The 19,697-nt window shown below is 59.9% G+C and carries 15 protein-coding genes; 10 read left to right on the forward strand and 5 right to left on the reverse strand.

The genetic code is table 11. The features are described from left to right. Positions 1 to 266: 266 nt before the first annotated feature. The 4 genes from ABH909_RS26785 (at position 267) to ABH909_RS26800 (ending at position 3,395) form a co-directional block, all read left to right on the forward strand. On the forward strand, positions 267 to 575 hold the full coding sequence (locus ABH909_RS26785) for an arsenate reductase (protein WP_429440121.1): 309 nt from the start codon (positions 267 to 269) through the stop codon (positions 573 to 575). A gap of 33 nt (positions 576 to 608) precedes the next feature. After that, positions 609 to 1,643 (forward strand): 2,3,4,5-tetrahydropyridine-2,6-dicarboxylate N-succinyltransferase, encoded by a 1,035-nt coding sequence (dapD, locus tag ABH909_RS26790; protein WP_429438891.1) that lies wholly within the window; start codon positions 609 to 611, stop codon positions 1,641 to 1,643. Between the two features lie 142 nt (positions 1,644 to 1,785). Next, positions 1,786 to 2,991, forward strand: coding sequence for an aminotransferase class V-fold PLP-dependent enzyme (locus tag ABH909_RS26795; RefSeq protein ID WP_429438894.1), 1,206 nt, complete (start codon positions 1,786 to 1,788; stop codon positions 2,989 to 2,991). Next, positions 2,988 to 3,395 (forward strand): SufE family protein, encoded by a 408-nt coding sequence (locus ABH909_RS26800; protein WP_429438897.1) that lies wholly within the window; start codon positions 2,988 to 2,990, stop codon positions 3,393 to 3,395. The genes ABH909_RS26795 and ABH909_RS26800 overlap by 4 nt, the downstream gene beginning before the upstream one ends. Positions 3,396 to 3,487: 92 nt before the next feature. Here ABH909_RS26800 and tcdA read toward each other — a convergent pair whose 3' ends face one another. Then, complete coding sequence (tcdA, locus tag ABH909_RS26805) at positions 3,488 to 4,312, reverse strand: tRNA cyclic N6-threonylcarbamoyladenosine(37) synthase TcdA (protein ID WP_429438900.1); 825 nt, start codon at positions 4,310 to 4,312, stop codon at positions 3,488 to 3,490. Between the two features lie 280 nt (positions 4,313 to 4,592). Here tcdA and ABH909_RS26810 point away from each other — a divergent pair, with 280 nt between their 5' ends. The 4 genes from ABH909_RS26810 (at position 4,593) to ABH909_RS26825 (ending at position 9,790) form a co-directional block, all read left to right on the forward strand. Further along, positions 4,593 to 7,181, forward strand: a complete 2,589-nt coding sequence (locus ABH909_RS26810; RefSeq protein WP_429438902.1) for a glycosyltransferase — start codon at positions 4,593 to 4,595, stop codon at positions 7,179 to 7,181. A 195-nt stretch (positions 7,182 to 7,376) separates the two neighbouring features. Further along, a complete protein-coding gene (gene dapE / locus ABH909_RS26815; RefSeq protein WP_192344207.1) occupies positions 7,377 to 8,528 on the forward strand; it encodes a succinyl-diaminopimelate desuccinylase in 1,152 nt (383 codons plus the stop codon). After that, positions 8,528 to 9,337, forward strand: a complete 810-nt coding sequence (locus ABH909_RS26820) for a putative RNA methyltransferase (protein WP_429438905.1) — start codon at positions 8,528 to 8,530, stop codon at positions 9,335 to 9,337. The genes dapE and ABH909_RS26820 overlap by 1 nt, the downstream gene beginning before the upstream one ends. Before the next feature lie 75 nt (positions 9,338 to 9,412). Further along, complete coding sequence (locus tag ABH909_RS26825; RefSeq protein WP_214380940.1) at positions 9,413 to 9,790, forward strand: hypothetical protein; 378 nt, start codon at positions 9,413 to 9,415, stop codon at positions 9,788 to 9,790. Between the two features lie 92 nt (positions 9,791 to 9,882). On the opposite strand, the gene ABH909_RS26830 is transcribed toward ABH909_RS26825, so the two are convergent. Next, entirely contained in the window at positions 9,883 to 10,092 is a 210-nt protein-coding gene (locus ABH909_RS26830; protein WP_007964248.1) for a cold-shock protein, read from the reverse strand. 164 nt (positions 10,093 to 10,256) lie between these two features. On the opposite strand from ABH909_RS26830, the gene plsB reads away from it, so the two are divergent. Both plsB and ABH909_RS26840 read left to right on the forward strand, forming a co-directional pair. After that, entirely contained in the window at positions 10,257 to 12,761 is a 2,505-nt protein-coding gene (gene plsB, locus ABH909_RS26835) for a glycerol-3-phosphate 1-O-acyltransferase PlsB (protein ID WP_429438910.1), read from the forward strand. A 65-nt stretch (positions 12,762 to 12,826) separates the two neighbouring features. Then, positions 12,827 to 13,516, forward strand: a complete 690-nt coding sequence (locus tag ABH909_RS26840; protein ID WP_429438913.1) for a DUF4197 domain-containing protein — start codon at positions 12,827 to 12,829, stop codon at positions 13,514 to 13,516. A 111-nt stretch (positions 13,517 to 13,627) separates the two neighbouring features. Here the strand turns inward: ABH909_RS26840 and ABH909_RS26845 are convergent, their stop codons facing one another. The 3 genes from ABH909_RS26845 to ABH909_RS26855 form a co-directional block, all read right to left on the reverse strand. Next, positions 13,628 to 14,974, reverse strand: a complete 1,347-nt coding sequence (locus ABH909_RS26845) for a Fic family protein (protein ID WP_429438916.1) — start codon at positions 14,972 to 14,974, stop codon at positions 13,628 to 13,630. Positions 14,975 to 15,486: 512 nt separating this feature from the next. Continuing rightward, positions 15,487 to 18,558 (reverse strand): efflux RND transporter permease subunit, encoded by a 3,072-nt coding sequence (locus ABH909_RS26850; protein ID WP_429438919.1) that lies wholly within the window; start codon positions 18,556 to 18,558, stop codon positions 15,487 to 15,489. Between the two features lie 6 nt (positions 18,559 to 18,564). Next, positions 18,565 to 19,653, reverse strand: a complete 1,089-nt coding sequence (locus ABH909_RS26855) for an efflux RND transporter periplasmic adaptor subunit (RefSeq protein ID WP_429438922.1) — start codon at positions 19,651 to 19,653, stop codon at positions 18,565 to 18,567. Positions 19,654 to 19,697: the final 44 nt, after the last annotated feature.

The following is a 19,697-nucleotide window of genomic DNA, read 5'->3' on the forward strand; positions in this document are numbered from 1 at the left end:
CTGACCGTTGTACCAATGTCGCATCTTTGGAACACCGCAAAATCAATGTGGGAGCGGGCTTGCTCGCGAAATCGGTGTGCCAGTCGCCATCAACTCCGCCTGGCACACCGCCTTCGCGAGCAAGCCCGCTCCCACAGGTTTTGCGCTTTAACCGAAAGGCCATGGCATAATCCTTCACCTTTTTTTCCAGCACCTGCAAAGGAGGCAATTCCTTGACCGTTTCAAGCAAAACGTTGCACCTTTTCGGCATCAAAGCCTGCGACACCATGAAAAAGGCGCGCACCTGGCTCGATGAACACGCTGTCAGCTATGACTTCCATGATTACAAAACGGCCGGAATCGACCGTGAACACCTGAGCCAATGGTGCGACGAGCACGGCTGGCAAGTGGTGTTGAACCGTGCAGGCACGACCTTTCGCAAGCTCGACGACGAACACAAAGCCGATCTCGACCAGCCCAAGGCTATCGAACTGATGCTCGCACAACCTTCGATGATCAAGCGCCCGGTGCTCGATCTCGGTGACCGAACCCTGATTGGCTTCAAGCCAGATATCTACGCGGCCGCACTCAAGTAAGGCAGCCCGTTCCATTTTGTTAGAGGTATCAACATGTCCACTACCCTGTTCAGCCTGGCCTTTGGTGTTGGCACTCAAAACCGTCAAGGCGCATGGCTGGAAGTGTTTTACGCGCAGCCACTGCTCAACCCGTCGGCCGAACTGATCGCTGCCATTGCGCCGGTCCTGGGCTACACCGACGGCAATCAGGCCATCGCCTTCAGCACCGCTCAGGCGTCACAACTGGCCGAAGCGCTGAAAAGCATCGACGCGGCACAAGCGGCACTGCTGACCCGCCTGGCCGAGAGCCACAAGCCGCTGGTCGCCACCATTTTGGCCGAAGACGCTCAGCTGACTTCCACGCCCGAGGCTTACCTCAAGCTGCATTTGCTGTCCCATCGCCTGGTCAAGCCGCACGGCCTGAACCTGGCCGGGATCTTCCCGTTGCTGCCGAACGTCGCCTGGACCAGCCAGGGCGCGATCGACCTGGCCGAACTGGCCGAGCATCAACTGGAAGCCCGTCTGCGCGGCGAGCTGCTGGAAGTGTTCTCGGTGGACAAGTTCCCGAAAATGACCGACTACGTGGTACCGGCCGGCGTGCGTATCGCTGACGCGGCACGTATCCGTCTGGGCGCCTACGTGGGCGAAGGCACCACCGTCATGCACGAAGGTTTCGTCAACTTCAACGCCGGCACCGAAGGCCCGGGCATGATCGAAGGCCGTGTGTCCGCTGGCGTCTTCGTCGGCAAGGGCTCGGACCTGGGCGGCGGTTGCTCGACCATGGGCACTCTGTCGGGTGGCGGCAACATCGTGATCAAGGTCGGCGAAGGTTGCCTGATTGGCGCCAACGCCGGCATCGGTATCCCGTTGGGCGACCGCAACACTGTTGAGTCGGGCCTGTACGTGACCGCTGGTACCAAAGTGGCGCTGCTGGACGAACACAACAAACTGGTCAAAGTCGTGAAGGCGCGTGAACTGGCTGGTCAACCTGACCTGCTGTTCCGTCGTAATTCGGAGACCGGTGCCGTGGAATGTAAAACCCACAAATCGGCCATCGAACTGAACGAAGCGCTGCACGCTCACAACTGATTGCTGCAGCAACCCAACCGATCAACTGTGGGAGCGGGCTTGCTCGCGAAGCTTTTGGCGACCTTAAGGACGCCTTCGCGAGCAAGCCCGCTCCCACAGGGTCAGGCGTACACCTCGCCCATGTTTAGCAGGGCCCGATAGCATGATGATTCCTTCTCCCTGGCGCGCCGATTTCCCGGCCATCGCCGCCCTGCAACGGCAAGACCAGACTTATCTGGACAACGCCGCCACCACGCAAAAACCTCAAGCCCTGCTGGATGCACTGGCGCATTACTACGCCAACGGCGCGGCCAACGTGCATAGAGCGCAACACTTGCCCGGCGCCCATGCCACCCAGGCCTTCGAAGACAGCCGCAGCAAAGTCGCGCAATGGCTCAACGCCGGCGATTGCGGGCAGATCATCTTTACCCACGGCGCGACGTCTGCGCTGAACCTCCTGGCCTATGGCCTGGAACACGTACTCAATCCCGGCGATGAAGTTGCCATCAGCGCCCTGGAGCATCACGCCAACCTGTTGCCGTGGCAACAATTGGCCCACCGTCGCGACTTGAAACTGGTGATCCTGCCGCTGGATGCCGACGGTTTGATTGACCTTGAAGCCGCCGCTCGCCTGATCGGCCCGCGTACCCGCCTGCTGGCAGTCAGTCAGCTGTCCAACGTGCTCGGCGCCTGGCAGCCGTTGCCCGCGTTACTGGCGATGGCCAAAGCGCACAACGCGCTGACCGTGGTCGACGGCGCTCAAGGCGTGGTCCATGGCCGGCATGACGTGCAGGCGCTGGGTTGCGACTTCTATGTGTTTTCCAGCCACAAGCTCTACGGCCCGGATGGCCTGGGTGCGCTGTTCGGCCGTCATGATGCGCTCAAGCAACTGCGCCCCTGGCAGTTCGGCGGCGAAATGGTGCTGGATGCCAACTACCAGGACGCACGCTTTCGTCCTGCGCCGCTGGGGTTCGAAGCGGGTACGCCGCCGATTTCCAGCGCGATCGGCCTGGGGGCGACCCTGGATTATCTGGCCGGGCTGGATCAGGACGCCGTGTCCGCCCATGAAGCGGCGCTGCATGACTATTTGCTCAAAGGCCTTGAGGCGCGCAACGGCATTCGTCTGCTGGGCAAGCCGGAACTGGCACTGGCCAGTTTTGTCGTTGAGGGTGTGCATAACTCCGATCTGGCGCATTTGCTGACCGAACAGGGAATCGCCGTTCGTGCCGGTCATCATTGCGCCATGCCATTGCTCAAAAGCTTTGAGCTGGCCGGAGCGATTCGGGTGTCGTTGGCGTTGTACAACGACTCCGAAGACCTTGAGCGCTTTTTTGCTGCGCTGGATCAGGCGCTGGAGTTGTTACGATGACCTTGCCCGCCGATGCCGTCACCGCGCTGGATACTTTTCAGCAGGCTGCAAGCTGGGAACAGCGGGCGCGGTTGCTGATGCAATGGGGCGACCGCCTGCCGCCGTTGAGCGATGTGGATAAAGTCGAGGCCAACCGCGTGCATGGCTGTGAAAGCCAAGTGTGGCTGGTCGGTGCGTTGCAGGACGGGCACTGGCAATTCAGCGCCAGCAGCGATGCACGCTTGATTCGCGGGTTGGTGGCGCTGCTGCTGGCGCGGGTCAATGGGTTGTCCGCCGTTGAGTTGCAGCAGGTGGATTTGGCGGATTGGTTTAATCAGCTGGGGCTGGGGCGCCAGTTGTCCCAGTCCCGCAGTAATGGCCTCAACGCCGTGCTACAGCGGATGCGGAGCCTGAGCGACGTGTAGGAACTGCCGAAGGCTGCGATCATTTGATCTTCGGCGCCAGTGGTCACGCGAAAAATCAAAAGATCGCAGCCTTCGGCAGCTCCTACGCGGATTTACGTTTCAGCTTGAGGCTTGACCCGATCCGCCGGGCGCCGAACCCCGGCCACAATCTTATCCACAGCCTTGGTCGCCGCGACCATGCCGAACGTTGCCGTCACCATCATCACCGCGCCAAAGCCGCCGGCGCAGTCGAGCTTCACGCCATCACCGACAAAACTCTTCTGCAAGCAAATGCTGCCATCCGGTTTCGGGTAGCGCAGTTGCTCGGTGGAGAACACGCAGGGCACGCTGTAGTGACGGGTCACGGTGCGGGAGAAGCCGTAGTCGCGGCGCAACGTGGAGCGCACTTTCGACGCCAGCGGATCGTTGAACGTGCGGTTCAAGTCGCAGACCTGAATCAGTGTCGGGTCGATCTGCCCGCCCGCGCCGCCGGTGGTGATGATCTGGATCTTGCGACGTTTGCACCAGGCGATCAGCGCGGCTTTGGCGTTGACGCTGTCGATACAGTCGATCACGCAGTCGATGTTCGGCGTGATGTACTCGGCCATGGTTTCCCGGGTGACGAAATCCGCTACGGCATGAACGGTGCAGTCCGGGTTGATCCCGCGCAGGCGCTCGGCCATTACCTCGACCTTGGGCTTGCCGACGGTGCTGTCCAGCGCATGCAGTTGACGGTTGACGTTGCTGACGCAAACGTCGTCCAGGTCGAACAGCGAAATCTCGCCAACGCCACAGCGGGCAACAGCTTCCGCCGCCCAGGAACCTACGCCACCGACGCCGACGATCGCCACATGGGCCGCACGCAAACGCTCCAGACCTTCGATGCCATACAAGCGGGCGATGCCAGCAAACCGCGGATCTTCTGTACTCATGACCATTACCCCAAAAACCGGCGCGCATTATAGGGCCGTCGGCGGTCAAGAGCACCTTTGGGCTATGGACGGCAGTCTTGAGGGCTTCAATTGACGACAAATTTATTGGAATTGGGCTATAGCGCCCCGGTCAAAGAACTTAAGTCGACTTGGATTGCCCAACGTCCGGCCTTTCCCTGTCCGCTGTACGGTCAGTGAACGCCCGGTGTAGGATGCGCGCCCCGCCCCTTGGCAGCCGGCCGCCGACTGTTCCTTCGTTCAGTAGCCCCTGGAACCTGAAATAGCTATGTCATCGCGTAAATTTGGACTCAACCTGGTCGTGGTTCTTGCAATCGCCGCCTTGTTCACCGGTTTCTGGGCGTTGGTCAATCGCCCCGTCACCGCCCCCAACTGGCCTGAACAGATCTCCGGCTTTTCGTACTCGCCGTTTCAACAAGGCCAGTACCCGCAAAAAGCCCAGTACCCGACCGACGATGAAATGCGTCGCGACCTGGAGATCATGAGCAAGCTGACGGACAACATCCGGACCTACTCGGTCGACGGCACGCTGGAGAACATTCCCAAGCTGGCGGAAGAATTCGGCCTGCGGGTGACCTTGGGTATCTGGATCAGCCCGGATGAAGAGCGCAATGAGCGCGAGATCACCCGCGCCATCGAAATCGCCAACACCTCGCGCAGCGTGGTTCGTGTGATTGTCGGTAACGAGGCGATCTTCCGTAAGGAAATCACTGCAGCAGAGCTGAGCCTGATCCTGGATCGCGTCCGCGCGGCCGTAAAGGTTCCGGTCACCACCTCTGAACAGTGGCACATCTGGGAAGAAAACCCGAGTCTGGCCAAGCACGTCGACCTGATCGCGGCTCACGTACTGCCCTACTGGGAATTCGTTCCGGTGGACAAGGCCGGTCAATTCGTTCTTGACCGTGCCCGGGACCTGAAAAAGATGTTCCCGAAAAAACCGCTGCTGCTCTCCGAAGTCGGCTGGCCGAGCAACGGCCGCATGCGCGGTGGCGCCGATGCGTCGCCGGCGGACCAGGCGATTTACCTGCGAACGCTGGTCAACAAGCTCAACCGCCAAGGTTTCAACTACTTCGTGATTGAAGCGTTCGACCAACCGTGGAAAGCCAGCGACGAAGGTTCGGTGGGCGCGTACTGGGGTGTGTTCAACGCCGCACGCCAGCAGAAATTCAACTTCGAAGGCCCGGTCGTTGCAATCCCGCAATGGCGCGTGCTGGCTATCGGCTCCGTAGTGCTGGCATTGCTGTCGCTGACCCTGCTGATGATCGACGGCTCGGCCCTGCGTCAACGTGGCCGCACCTTCCTGACTTTTATCGCGTTCCTGTGCGGTTCGGTGTTGGTGTGGATCGGTTATGACTACAGCCAGCAATACAGCACCTGGTTCAGCCTGACGGTGGGCTTCCTGCTCGCCCTCGGTGCACTCGGCGTGTTTATTGTTCTGCTGACCGAAGCCCATGAACTGGCCGAAGCGGTCTGGACCCACAAACGCCGGCGTGAATTCCTGCCGGTGGTCGGCGATTCGCATTACCGACCGAAAGTCTCGATTCACGTGCCTTGCTACAACGAGCCGCCGGAGATGGTCAAACAGACCCTCAACGCCTTGGCCAACCTCGACTATCCGGACTTCGAAGTCCTGATCATCGACAACAACACCAAAGACCCGGCGGTCTGGGAACCGGTGCGCGATTATTGCGAGACCCTCGGCCCGCGCTTCAAGTTCTTCCACGTGGCGCCATTGGCTGGCTTCAAGGGCGGCGCGCTGAATTACCTGATTCCACACACCGCCAAAGATGCCGAAGTGATTGCGGTGATCGACTCGGACTACTGCGTCGACCCGAATTGGCTCAAGCACATGGTGCCGCACTTCGCCGATCCGAAAATCGCTGTGGTGCAGTCGCCACAGGATTACCGCGATCAGAACGAAAGCACCTTCAAGAAGCTCTGCTACGCGGAATACAAAGGCTTCTTCCACATCGGCATGGTTACCCGCAACGACCGTGACGCGATCATCCAGCACGGCACCATGACCATGACCCGGCGCTCGGTGCTCGAGGAACTGGGCTGGGCCGACTGGTGCATCTGTGAAGACGCCGAGTTGGGTCTGCGCGTGTTCGAAAAAGGCCTGTCGGCGGCGTATTACCACGACAGCTATGGCAAAGGCCTGATGCCCGATACCTTTATCGATTTCAAGAAACAGCGTTTCCGCTGGGCCTACGGCGCGATTCAGATCATCAAGCGTCACACCGCCAGCCTGCTGCGCGGCAAGGACACTGAACTGACCCGCGGCCAGCGTTACCACTTCCTCGCGGGCTGGTTGCCGTGGGTGGCGGACGGCATGAACATCTTCTTCACCGTCGGCGCACTGTTGTGGTCGGCGGCGATGATCATCGTGCCGCAACGGGTCGATCCACCGCTGCTGATTTTCGCAATCCCGCCGCTGGCGCTGTTCGTGTTCAAGGTTGGCAAGATCATCTTCCTCTACCGCCGAGCGGTCGGGGTCAACCTCAAGGATGCATTCTGCGCGGCATTGGCAGGGCTGGCGTTGTCGCACACCATCGCCAAAGCGGTGCTGTACGGTTTCTTCACCAGCAGCATTCCGTTCTTCCGCACCCCGAAAAACGCCGATAACCACGGCTTCTGGGTAGCCATTTCGGAAGCGCGCGAAGAGGTGTTCATCATGTTGCTGTTGTGGGGCGCGGCACTGGGGATCTTCCTGGTGCAGGGCCTGCCGAGCAACGACATGCGCTTCTGGGTAACCATGTTGCTGGTGCAGTCGCTGCCGTACCTGGCGGCGCTGATCATGGCGTTCCTGTCGTCGCTGCCAAAACCGGTGGCTGCGCCGGAACCTGCAACGGTGTGATCCGTTATTAGATAACGTCAAACGGCGGCCTTCGGGTCGCTGTTTTGCTTTAGAATGATCGCCCTTTTCAATGCCAACACACTCGGTAGGAGCTGCCAAAGGCTGCGATCTTTTGATTTTCAGAATCAGGATCAAAAGATCGCAGCCTTCGGCAGCTCCTACAGGTTTATCGTGCTGCACACATCGGAGCTTTCCATGACGGCCCACGCCGACCTTTCGCCGACCCTTCAACTCGCTATCGACCTGATCCGCCGTCCGTCCGTGACGCCGGTCGACGCCGATTGCCAGAAGCAGATGATGCAGCGCCTGGGCGATGCCGGTTTCAAGCTGGAACCGATGCGCATCGAAGAGGTGGATAACTTCTGGGCGACCCACGGTAAACACGAAGGCCCGGTGCTGTGCTTCGCCGGCCACACCGACGTGGTCCCGACCGGCCCGGTAACTGCCTGGCAGATCGATCCGTTCAACGCGGTGATCGACGAACACGGCATGCTATGTGGCCGTGGCGCGGCCGACATGAAAGGCAGCCTGGCCTCCATGACCGTGGCAGCCGAGCGTTTCGTCACCGATTACCCGGACCACAAAGGCAAGGTCGCGTTCCTGATCACCAGCGACGAAGAAGGCCCGGCCCATCACGGCACCAAGGCTGTAATCGAACGCCTCGCCGCCCGCAAGGAACGTCTGGACTGGTGCATCGTCGGCGAACCATCGAGCACGACCCTGGTGGGTGACGTGGTCAAGAATGGTCGTCGCGGCTCCCTCGGTGCCAAATTGACCGTGCGCGGTGTGCAGGGTCACGTGGCGTATCCGCACCTGGCGAAGAACCCGATCCACCTCGCCGCCCCGGCGCTGGCCGAACTGGCTGCCGAGCACTGGGACCACGGTAACGATTTCTTCCCGCCGACCAGTTTCCAGATTTCCAACGTCAATTCCGGCACCGGCGCGACCAACGTGATCCCGGGTGATTTGGTGGCGGTGTTCAACTTCCGCTTCTCCACCGAATCCACCGTCGAAGGCCTGCAAAAGCGCGTCGCCGATATTCTCGACAAGCATGGCCTGGACTGGCATATCGACTGGGCGCTGTCCGGCCTGCCGTTCCTCACCGAACCGGGCGCCCTGCTCGACGCGGTATCGGCTAGCATCAAGGACATCACCGGTCGCGAGACCAAGGCTTCCACCAGCGGCGGTACTTCCGACGGGCGCTTCATCGCGACCATGGGCACACAGGTTGTTGAACTGGGCCCGGTCAACGCGACGATCCACCAGGTCAACGAGCGCGTGCTGGCGGCCGATCTCGATGTGCTGACCGAAATCTATTACCAGACCCTGATCAAGTTGCTCGCCTGATGCTTGCGTGTCCGATCTGCAGCGAACCGCTGAACGCGGTGGACAACGGCGTGGCTTGCCCCGCAGGGCATCGTTTCGACCGTGCGCGACAGGGTTACCTGAACCTGTTGCCGGTGCAGCACAAAAACAGCCGTGACCCTGGGGATAACCTGGCGATGGTCGAAGCCCGTCGCGACTTCTTGAACGCCGGCCATTACGCGCCAGTGGCCAAGCGTCTGGCGGAACTGGCCGCGCAATACGCGCCCCAGCGCTGGCTAGACATCGGTTGTGGCGAGGGTTACTACACCGCGCAAATCGCCGAAGCCTTGCCCAATACCGACGGCTATGCGCTGGATATTTCCCGGGAAGCAGTCAAACGCGCCTGCAAACGCAACCCTGCCCTGACCTGGTTGATCGCCAGCATGGCGCGGGTGCCGTTGGCCTCAGGCAGCTGCCAGTTTCTCGCCAGCGTGTTCAGCCCGCTGGACTGGGAAGAAGCCAAACGCCTGCTCAGCCCCGGCGGCGGCTTGATGAAAGTGGGGCCGACCAGCGGCCATCTGATGGAATTGCGCGAGCGACTGTACGACGAAGTCCGCGAGTACACCGATGACAAGCATTTGGCGCTGGTGCCGGAAGGCATGGCGCTGCAGCACAGCGAAACCCTGGCGTTCAAACTGACGTTGGTCAGTGGTCAGGATCGCGCGAACCTGTTGGCCATGACACCCCACGGCTGGCGCGCCAGTGCCGAACGCCGGGCGGCGGTTATCGAACAGGCCGAGCCGTTCGAGGTCACTGTTTCGATGCGCTACGATTACTTCGTACTTCAATAATTTTTGGTCCCGAGCAACAGCTTGAGGCCGGCTAAATCCGCGAATGGATTTTTCAAGACCGCAGTGAGGACATCCATGCGCCAACCCGATATCGAGATTTATCTGAAAGACGCCGACGTCGACTACAAGGCCATCGCCGCCTGGCTCGGCACCGCTTTAGGGCCGTGCACCGACTGGGTCCAGAAAGGCCAGACCTACAAGTGCAAGGCCGGCAACGTGCCGGTCACCTGGCTGCCTAAAGCCGTCGGCAAATGGAATAGCCTGTACCTGGAAAGCGACCAGACCCCATGGGAAGACGACATCGCCTGCGCCCGCGCAGCCTTTGCCGCGCTAAACGTCGAAGTGCGTTGCGCACCGGGTAGCTGGGTCGAGGAAGAAGGTGAGGAAACAGCGGATCGCTGGATGCGCATCAGCGCCGATGGTGAAGAAGAAATCACCTGGAAAACCGCGTAAAACCAAAAAGATCGCAGCCTGCGGCAGCTCCTACAGGGTTATGTGTACACCCGTAGGAGCTGCCGCAGGCTGCGATCTTTTGATCTTAAAGTTTACAGCCCCACCACATCCTCAGCCTGCAAGCCCTTCTCGCCGGTCACCACTGCATACTCGACCTGCTGACCTTCAGTCAGCGACCGATGCCCTTCGCCGCGGATCGCGCGGTAGTGCACGAACACGTCCACCCCGTCCTCGCGCTGAATGAAGCCATAACCCTTGGCGTCGTTGAACCACTTCACATTGCCGGTTTCGCGCGTTGCCATGTCAGTACCCCCTTGTTTTTATTTTGAAGGGCCGAGTATATGACAGACGCAAAAACTCTCAACTCAAGTTTACTTCGCTGCTTTTTTGCCGATTTTCGGCGAATACGGCACACTATCTGCCCCCCGAGCAAACGCTCGGTTTTTTCCACTCACGCAGAAGCCGTATGACCCGTTCCCCGTTCCGCCGTCTTGTGTTTGGCACCCTGCGCCGACTGCTGTACCTCTGGGTTCGCTCGGAGACGATCAACCAGTCGTCGTTCACCCTTAACCTCGACCGCAGCCGGCCGGTGTTCTACGTCCTGCAAAATCCTTCACTGACCGACCTCGCCGTGGTCGATACCCAATGCAGCAAGGCCGGCCTGCCCCGCCCGGTGTTGCCGGTATCGGTGGGCGCGTTGATAGAACCCGCCGCGTTCTTTTACCTGACGCCGGAGCCAGACTGGCTCGGCCGCCAGGACAAACGCGGTGCGCCACCGACCCTGACCCGTCTGGTCAGCGCCCTGAGCCAGAACGCCGCCGAAGATGCGCAGATCATTCCGGTCAGCGTGTTCTGGGGCCAGTCGCCCGACAGTGAATCGAGCCCATGGAAACTGCTGTTCGCCGACAGCTGGGCGGTCACCGGGCGATTGCGTCGGCTACTGAGCATTATCGTGCTGGGGCGCAAGACCCGGGTGCAGTTCTCGGCGCCGATTCATCTGCGAGAACTGATCGAACACAACAAAGGCCACGAACGCACCGTGCGCATGGCCCAGCGGATCCTGCGGGTGCATTTTCGCAACCTGAAAGCCGCGGTGATCGGCCCGGACATTTCCCATCGCCGTAACCTGGTCAAAGGCCTGCTCAATCAGCCGTCGGTCAAACAGGCGATCCTCGACGAAGCCGAGCGCGAGAACATCTCGCCGGAAAAAGCCAAGGCCCAAGCCTTGCGTTATGGCAACGAAATCGCCTCGGACTACACCTACACCGCGATCCGCTTTCTGGAAGTGGTGCTGAGCTGGTTCTGGAACAAGATCTACGACGGGATCAAGGTCAACCACATCGAAGGTGTGCAAAAGGTCGCCCAAGGTCACGAAGTGATCTACGTGCCGTGCCACCGCAGCCACATCGACTATTTGCTGCTCTCCTATCTTCTATTTCGCAACGGCCTGACCCCGCCGCACATTGCTGCCGGGATCAACCTCAACATGCCGGTGATTGGTAGTTTGCTACGGCGTGGCGGCGCGTTCTTCATGCGCCGCACCTTCAAGGGCAACCCGCTCTACACCTCGGTGTTCAACGAATACCTGCACACCCTGTTCACCAAAGGCTTCCCGGTCGAGTACTTCGTCGAGGGCGGCCGTTCGCGCACCGGGCGCATGCTGCAACCGAAAACCGGGATGCTCGCGATTACCCTGCGCAGCTTCCTGCGTTCGTCACGCATGCCGATCGTCTTCGTGCCGGTGTACATCGGCTATGAGCGCGTGCTGGAAGGCCGCACCTACCTCGGCGAGTTGCGTGGCGCGAGCAAGAAAAAAGAATCGATTTTCGATATTTTCAAAGTCATCGGCGCGCTCAAACAGCGCTTCGGTCAGGTCGCGGTCAACTTCGGCGAACCGATCAAACTGGCGGAGTTCCTCGACAGCGAACAGCCAGACTGGCGCCAACAGGAACTCGGTCCACAATTCAAACCGGCCTGGCTCAACGAAACTACCAACCGCCTCGGCGAGAAAGTCGCCCAGCATTTGAATGAAGCGGCGGCGATCAACCCGGTGAATCTGGTGGCCCTGGCGTTGCTGTCCACCAGCCGTCTGGCCCTGGACGATCGCGCCATGGCGCGGGTACTCGATCTGTATCTGGCGCTGTTGCGCAAGGTTCCCTACTCCTCGCACACCACCCTGCCGGAGGGCGACGGTCGCGCGCTGATCGAGCACGTGAAGGACATGGACCTGCTGTCCGAGCAAAGCGATGCGCTGGGCAAGATTCTGTACCTGGACGAACAAAACGCCGTCTTGATGACCTACTACCGCAACAACGTGCTGCACATCTTCGCGTTGCCGTCGTTGCTGGCGAGTTTCTTCCAGAGCACCTCGCGCATGAGCCGCGAGCAGATCCTGCGCTATACCCGCGCACTGTATCCGTACCTGCAATCGGAGCTGTTCATTCGCTGGACGCTGGACGAACTCGATGGCGTAGTTGATCAATGGCTCGAGGCCTTCGTCGAGCAAGGCCTGCTGCGTTTCGAGAAAGATGTGTACCTGCGTCCGGCACCGAGCTCACGGCATTTCGTGCTGCTGACACTGTTGTCGAAAAGCATCGCCCAGACCTTGCAGCGCTTCTACATGACTGTTTCCTTGCTGCTCAACAGCGGCCAGAACAGCATCAGCGCCGAAGAACTGGAAGACCTGTGCACTGTCATGGCCCAGCGCCTGTCGATCCTCCATGGCCTGAACGCCCCGGAGTTCTTCGACAAGAGCCTGTTCCGTCATTTCATCCAGACAATGCTGGACCTCGACGTGCTGCGCCGGGACGAAGCCGGCAAACTGAGCTATCACCCACTGCTCGGCGAACTGGCCGAAGGCGCGGCCAAACGGGTATTGCCAGCGGAGATTCGCTTGTCGATCCGTCAGGTAGCGCTGCATCGCAGTGAAGATGCGGCCGATCAAGTCGCGGCTCCAGCGCAGACCGTCTAAATTCCTACAGGCGCCAGGCTTCTTCTGGCGCCGCAGCCACTGAAAATCCGCACAAGGAAGCCGCCATGCTCCGCCCCACCCTTCGCTTCGCCGGCCTGTGCGCCGGCTTGATGATCTGCGCCAACGCCCTGGCCTTGTCGCTCAATGACCTGTCGCAACAAGACGCCACCGGCGGTCTCAAGGACGCCCTGACCCAAAGTGCGCAACTGGCCGTTAAACAACTCGGCGCGCCTGGTGGCTTCAGCAACAACCCGGACGTGAAAATCGAACTGCCGGGCAAGCTGGGCAAAGTCGCCAAGAAAATGAAACAGTTCGGCATGGGCGATCAGGTCGATCAACTGGAAACCAGCATGAACAAAGCGGCTGAGGCGGCCGTGACGCAGGCTCAGCCAATTCTGGTGGATGCGGTGAAGAAGATGACCGTGGAAGATGCCAAGGGGATTCTCGGCGGCGGCAAGGACTCGGCGACTCAGTACTTGAGCAAAACCAGCCGCGAGCAGATCCGCACCAAGTTCCTGCCAATCGTCAAACAAGCCACCGACCAGGTCGGCCTGGCCCAGCAGTACAATTCGTTCGCCGGGCAAGCGGCGACCCTGGGTGTGCTGGATGCGAAAAACGCCAACATCGAAAGCTACGTGACCGAGCAGGCGTTGAACGGTTTGTTCGAGATGATTGGCAAGCAGGAAGAAACCATTCGCCAGAACCCTGCGGCGGCGGCGACCAGTTTGGCGAAGAAGGTGTTTGGTACGCTCTGAATCTCAACTCCGATTTTATAGGAATGAGCCTGCTCGCGATGGCGATGTATCAGCCACAGTTGATGTCGACTGACACGGCCTTATCGCAGGCAGGCTCACGCCCGCAAAGAATCAGACCGCCGACGCTGCCCGCAAGAAAAATACCCACTCTCGGCCCATCTTCCTTTTCTCGAACACCTTCAACTCGACCAATCCGTTCAGGGTGGCCGACGCGGTGTTGTAAGAACAGCTCAGATTCTCCTTCACATTGACCGCCGTGAACTCCTTGGCCATTCCACTCTTGGCCACTTGGTAGACGGCTCGCTGTTTTTCTGTGAGCTGGTCGAAAAAACCAGACGCCAGCAGCCATCGATCAAAGCTTTCGGCGTAGACCAGGCTTTTTCGATAAGCCTCAGTAAAAGCGCTGACAGCCCGGGAGATGACTGAACACTGGAAATCGATGAAGTAGGTCAGGTCCAGATCATCGGCCTCGGTATTCAGATACGAGCGTCCGTATTTCACCGGCGCATTGCGCAACAACAAGCTGATCGCGATGTAGCGAAAGGCCGAGAAGTCATTCTTGAACATGAACCAGTAAAACAGTGCCCGTGCGACCCGACCGTTGCCATCGCGAAAAGGATGCTCATAGCCCAGCGCAAAATGCAGCGCGATTCCTTTGATCAATGGATGAAGGTAATCCACTTGACCGGGATCGTCGTGAGACTGGTTGATCCACTTCGACAGCACCTGCAATCGCGACGCGAGCCCCACCGCGGGAGGCGGCGTATGCACGGTATTTCCGTCGCCATCCTGCACTACCACGTCATCGTTGATTCTGAAAGTACCCGGTGAATATTGCGGGTCATCGATACCTTCGACGCCGACACGATGCATCGCTGCGATCAGCTCGACGCTCAAAGGCTCATAACGCTTTTCCCAGGCGAAGTTCATCATCTTGTAGTTGCCGATGACCATCCGCTCATCCGGCGTCCGCGGCAGGCGCTTACGCTTGAGCATGTCCTTGGCCACCCGAGTGGTGGTTGCCGCGCCTTCGAGCTGGCTGCTGCTGATGGCTTCGTCTTCGATCAGATCGTTGAGCAGGTAGCTGAAATGCGCTCGTTCGCCGATCTGGCCGGTCATGTATTCCAGCGCTGCCGTCGTCGCTTGTCGATCGACGGCCGAAACAGCTTTCTGGGCCAATGGCGTCAGCACAAACCGGCCCCACTGAATGGGCTCGCCCAATGGCAACAGGCTGGAATACTGCGCGGTCCGGGCTTTCTTGACCAAGGCCCAGCACAGGTTCGCATCCAGCCCAGGCGCCCAGCGGTAGCGCAATTCATCGAACGGAAGATAGCGGCCCTGATCGTCCAGCGGCTTGAGCAGTGCGAGGTAATCCGAGAGGCGTTCCTTGTGGGGCGATTGCCCCAACAGGTCGAATACCGGGTCGGTTCTGCCCTTGAGCATGGGCGGCTTTTTCATTATCAGTGTCTCAAAAACTCATGAAATTGAGTCTTGAGTACAACAGTGCGCCTACGTTGACTCAATATCAGACGGATCTGAAATATGTGTAGGAGCCTGGACAGGCTTCGCGGGCAAGCCTCGCTCCTGCAAGTGGGTAGCGTACATTTGAAAGAAATTGGTTGGCTGTCAGGCCGCCAAGATCAAAAGATCGCAGCCTTCGGCAGCTCCTACGTGGGGTTGTGTACACCCGCGATAGATTGATCGGCTGGGCAGGCCGCCTTCGCGAGCAAGCCCGCTCCCACAATGGAGCGGCATACACCCGCCCCTCACCACTCGACAGGCCGAGCGTTAGCTCGCCTGCAGCTTTTGATCCTGATCCACCCGCCCCTTCGGGAGGCCTCGTTCCGGTGTTCATCTGGGGATTGGCGCGCAGCGCCGTTCGACGCAGTCGAACCCATCGCATGTAGGTCGTAGCGAAGCCCCCCACCAACAACAGCATGGTCGGCCCGAAGGCCGCCAAGATCAAACAATCACACAGACTCTTTCCGGACCCTGAACCAAGCCGCATACAACGCCGGCAAAAACAGCAACGTCAACGCCGTCGCCACGATCAGCCCGCCCATGATCGCCACCGCCATCGGCCCGAAAAACACACTGCGTGACAATGGAATCATCGCCAGCACCGCCGCCAACGCCGTCAGCACAATCGGTCGGAACCGCCGCACTGTCGCCTCGATAATCGCCTGCCAAGGCTTAAGCCCGGCAGCGATATCCTGCTCGATCTGATCCACCAGAATCACCGAGTTACGCATGATCATCCCGGACAAGGCGATGGTCCCGAGCATCGCCACAAAACCAAATGGCTGGCGGAACACCAATAGAAACAGGGTCACACCGATCAGCCCCAGTGGCGCCGTCAGAAACACCATCACCGTGCGTGAGAAACTGCGCAGTTGCAGCATCAGCAACGTCAGCACCACCACAATGAACAACGGCACGCCAGCATTCACCGAGCTCTGCCCACGGGCCGAGTCTTCCACCGTACCGCCGACGTCCAGCAAATAGCCGTCCGGCAGTTCGGCGCGAATCGGATCCAGGGTCGGCATGATTTGCTGCACCAGTGATACCGGTTGTTCCTTGCCGTAGATGTCGGCGCGAACCGTCACGTTGGGCAGGCGGTTACGGTGCCAGATGATGCCTTCTTCGAAGCCGTATTCCAGCGTCGCGATCTGCGACAGCGCCACGCTGCGACCATTGTCGGTCGGCACGGCCAGGCTTGGCAGCAACGCCAGCTCAGTGCGCTCATGCACCGTGCCGCGCAGCAAGATTTCGATCAACTCGTTGTCTTCGCGGTACTGGCTGACGCTGGCACCGGTCAGCGAGCTGCGCAGGAAACCCGACAGGTTCGTCGTGCTCACACCCAGCGCTCGTGCGCGGTCCTGATCGACGTTCAGATAAACGACTTTGCTCGGCTCTTCCCAGTCCAGATGCACGTTGACCACGTGAGGATTCTCGCGAACCTTGGCCGCGACTTTACGGGCCAATGCGCGGACTTCCTCAATGTGTTCACCGGTGACCCGGAACTGCACCGGATAGCCAACCGGCGGACCATTCTCCAGCCGCGTGACCCGCGAACGCAGGGCCGGGAATTGTTCATTGAGGGTTCCAATCAGCCAGGTGCGCAGGGTTTCGCGGTCTTCGATGGTTTTGGCCAGCACGACAAATTGCGCAAAGCTCGCAGCCGGAAGTTGCTGATCCAGCGGCAGGTAGAAACGCGGCGAACCGGTGCCGACGTAAGCCACGTAGTTGTCGATCCCGGCCTGATCCTTGAGCAGGCCTTCGAGGCGTTTAACCTCTTCGGCGGTGTTGCTCAAAGACGCCCCTTCGGCCAGTTTCAGATCGACCATCAACTCCAGCCGCCCCGAAGCCGGGAAGAACTGTTGCGGCACGAAACGGAACAACACCAGTGAGGCGACAAACATCAAGACCGTCAGCGCGATCACCGTTTTGCGCCGGCGCACGCACCATTCCACCAGACGTCTGACGCGCTGATAAAACGGTGTGCCATAAGGGTCGGGTTGACCGTCGCCAATGCCATGTTTGGCGGCGTGAATTTTCGCCAGGTCCGGCAGGAGTTTTTCCCCCAGATAAGGCACAAAGACCACGGCGGCAACCCACGACGCCACCAGCGCGATAGTCACCACCTGAAAGATCGAGCGGGTGTATTCGCCGGTGCCCGATTGCGCAGTGGCAATCGGCAGGAAACCGGCAGCGGTGATCAACGTACCGGTAAGCATCGGGAACGCAGTGCTGGTCCAGGCGTAGCTGGCGGCTTTGATCCGATCGAAGCCCTGCTCCATTTTGATCGCCATCATTTCCACGGCGATGATCGCGTCGTCCACCAGCAATCCCAGCGCCAGCACCAGCGCGCCAAGGGAAATCTTGTGCAGGCCGATGCCAAGGTAATACATGCAGGCGAAGGTCATCGCCAACACCAGCGGAATCGCCAGCGCCACCACCATGCCGGTGCGCACACCGAGTGAGAAGAAGCTCACCAGCAATACGATCGCCAGCGCCTCCACCAGCACCTGGACAAATTCCCCGACACCGGTTTTCACCGCGGCCGGTTGATCGGAGACCTTGCGCAGTTGCATGCCGGCCGGAAGACTCTTCTGGATCCGGGCGAATTCGACTTCCAGCGCCTTGCCCAGAATCAGAATGTCGCCACCGCTCTTCATGGCTACCGCCAGGCCGATGGCGTCTTCCGCCATGAAGCGCATGCGCGGCGCTGGTGGATCGTTGAAGCCACGACGAACGTTCGCCACATCGCCGATGCGGAACGTGCGATTGTCGACCCGGATCGGAAAGTTCCGGATCTCGTCGACCGTCTGAAAATTCCCGGAAACCCGCAGCTGCAAACGCTCGCTGGTGGTTTCGAAGAATCCTGCGTTGGACATCGCGTTCTGCTCTTCAAGCGCCTGCTGCACCGTCGCCAACGGTAATCCGAGGGTGGCCAGTTTGACATTGGAGAGCTCGATCCAGATTTTCTCGTCCTGCAGCCCGAGCAAGTCGACCTTGCCCACATCCTTGACCCGTTGCAGCTGAATCTGGACGCGGTCGGCGTAGTCCTTGAGCACCGCGTAATCAAAACCTTCGCCGGTCAGGGCGTAGATGTTGCCGAAGGTAGTGCCGAACTCATCGTTGAAGAAAGGCCCCTGGATGCCCGGCGGCAAAGTGTGGCGAATGTCGCTGATCTTCTTGCGAGCCTGATACCAGAGCTCCGGGATCTCCACCGAGTGCATCGAATCTCGAGCAATGAACGTGACCTGGGATTCGCCCGGGCGGGAGAACGAAGCGATCCGGTCGTACTCGCCGGTTTCCATCAGTTTCTTTTCAATGCGCTCGGTCACCTGGCGCGACACTTCCTCGGCCGTGGCGCCAGGCCAGTTGGTGCGAATCACCATGGCCTTGAAGGTGAAAGGCGGGTCTTCACTTTGGCCGAGCTTGGTGTAGGACAACGCGCCGACGACGGCCAGCAATAGCATCAGGAACAATACGATCTGGCGGTTACGCAGCGCCCATTCGGAAAGATTGAAACCCATCGGGGATTACTCCTTGTGCGCCAGATTGACCACGCGGTTGGAGCGATCCACCGGGCGTATTTGCTGCCCGTCGTGAAGCACATGAACACCGGCCACCACTACCCAGTCACTGGCGTTCAGGCCTTCGAGCACCGGCACGGTTTTCTCACCAAATGCTCCGACCCGCACCGGGGCTTTTTTCAAGGTGTTGTTGGCACCGACCACCCATACATAAGTGGCACCGTTTTCCGCAGTGACCGCCGACAGCGGCACCGACAACGACACCACATCGGCGGTCTGGATAAACACCCGGGCACTCTGGCCCAGTTCGGCGGGAACCTTGCCGGCGGTAAATGCAATGCGAGCGGCGAAGGTACGGGATTTCGGATCGGCCGCGGGTGACAGTTCACGAATGCGTCCGGGGAAACGTTGATCGGGTTGCGTCCAGAGTTCCACCGAGACTGGCTGGCCGACCTTGAAGCGACCAAAATTCTGCTCCGGCAGGCTGATCAACACCTCGCGTTCGCCATCGGTGGCGAGGGTAAACACGGTTTGCCCGGCCGCTACCACTTGCCCGACTTCAACCGCACGTTTGGCCACCACGCCATCTTGCGGCGCACGCAACACCGCGTAACTGGCCTGGTTGGTCGATACGTTGAATTCGGCTTTGATTTGCTTGAGGCGTGCTTCACCGGAGCGATAGAGGTTTTCCGCATTGTCGTACTGCGAACGGCTGACCATCTGCCGCTCCATCAGAGTCTTGTAGCGATCGCGCTCGGCGCGCACCAGGTTCAGATTGGCTTCGGCGGCGGCGACCTGGGCGCGGGTGGCTTCCAGTTGCAGGCGCACGTCCTGAGGATCGAGTTCCGCCAGAGGCTGGTCGGCCTTGACCCGCTGGCCTTCCTCGACCAGTCGTCGGCTGACTTTGCCGCCAATGCGGAAGGCCAGATCAGGCTCATAGCGCGCCCGGACTTCACCGGGATAACTTTCCATGGCCTGAGCCGAGGGCTCTGGTTGAACGACCATGGCCGGGCGGATGGTGACTTGAGGCGCCTCTTCATGGCCACACGCAGACAATAAAAAAGCCAGACTGAGAAGCAAGGCATAGCGGAACATGGGAAAGGACCTTTCGCTAATGGTGCTTTGAATAATTATACTGA

Origin of the sequence: Pseudomonas sp. BS3782 TE3695, from assembly GCF_050435305.1 — a bacterium.
Classification (GTDB): domain Bacteria; phylum Pseudomonadota; class Gammaproteobacteria; order Pseudomonadales; family Pseudomonadaceae; genus Aquipseudomonas.

What these genes read in the sequence shown, in the direction of transcription:
- ABH909_RS26820 (WP_429438905.1), top strand. Translation starts at nt 8,528, where the DNA reads ATGCTTGCGTGTCCGATCTGCAGCGAACCGCTGAACGCGGTGGACAAC.
- ABH909_RS26800 (WP_429438897.1), top strand. Translation starts at nt 2,988, where the DNA reads ATGACCTTGCCCGCCGATGCCGTCACCGCGCTGGATACTTTTCAGCAG.
- ABH909_RS26795 (WP_429438894.1), top strand. Translation starts at nt 1,786, where the DNA reads ATGATGATTCCTTCTCCCTGGCGCGCCGATTTCCCGGCCATCGCCGCC.
- ABH909_RS26850 (WP_429438919.1), bottom strand. Translation starts at nt 18,558, where the DNA reads ATGGGTTTCAATCTTTCCGAATGGGCGCTGCGTAACCGCCAGATCGTA.
- ABH909_RS26855 (WP_429438922.1), bottom strand. Translation starts at nt 19,653, where the DNA reads ATGTTCCGCTATGCCTTGCTTCTCAGTCTGGCTTTTTTATTGTCTGCG.
- ABH909_RS26785 (WP_429440121.1), top strand. Translation starts at nt 267, where the DNA reads ATGAAAAAGGCGCGCACCTGGCTCGATGAACACGCTGTCAGCTATGAC.
- dapD (WP_429438891.1), top strand. Translation starts at nt 609, where the DNA reads ATGTCCACTACCCTGTTCAGCCTGGCCTTTGGTGTTGGCACTCAAAAC.
- plsB (WP_429438910.1), top strand. Translation starts at nt 10,257, where the DNA reads ATGACCCGTTCCCCGTTCCGCCGTCTTGTGTTTGGCACCCTGCGCCGA.
- dapE (WP_192344207.1), top strand. Translation starts at nt 7,377, where the DNA reads ATGACGGCCCACGCCGACCTTTCGCCGACCCTTCAACTCGCTATCGAC.
- ABH909_RS26830 (WP_007964248.1), bottom strand. Translation starts at nt 10,092, where the DNA reads ATGGCAACGCGCGAAACCGGCAATGTGAAGTGGTTCAACGACGCCAAG.
- ABH909_RS26840 (WP_429438913.1), top strand. Translation starts at nt 12,827, where the DNA reads ATGCTCCGCCCCACCCTTCGCTTCGCCGGCCTGTGCGCCGGCTTGATG.
- ABH909_RS26810 (WP_429438902.1), top strand. Translation starts at nt 4,593, where the DNA reads ATGTCATCGCGTAAATTTGGACTCAACCTGGTCGTGGTTCTTGCAATC.
- tcdA (WP_429438900.1), bottom strand. Translation starts at nt 4,312, where the DNA reads ATGGTCATGAGTACAGAAGATCCGCGGTTTGCTGGCATCGCCCGCTTG.
- ABH909_RS26825 (WP_214380940.1), top strand. Translation starts at nt 9,413, where the DNA reads ATGCGCCAACCCGATATCGAGATTTATCTGAAAGACGCCGACGTCGAC.
- ABH909_RS26845 (WP_429438916.1), bottom strand. Translation starts at nt 14,974, where the DNA reads ATGAAAAAGCCGCCCATGCTCAAGGGCAGAACCGACCCGGTATTCGAC.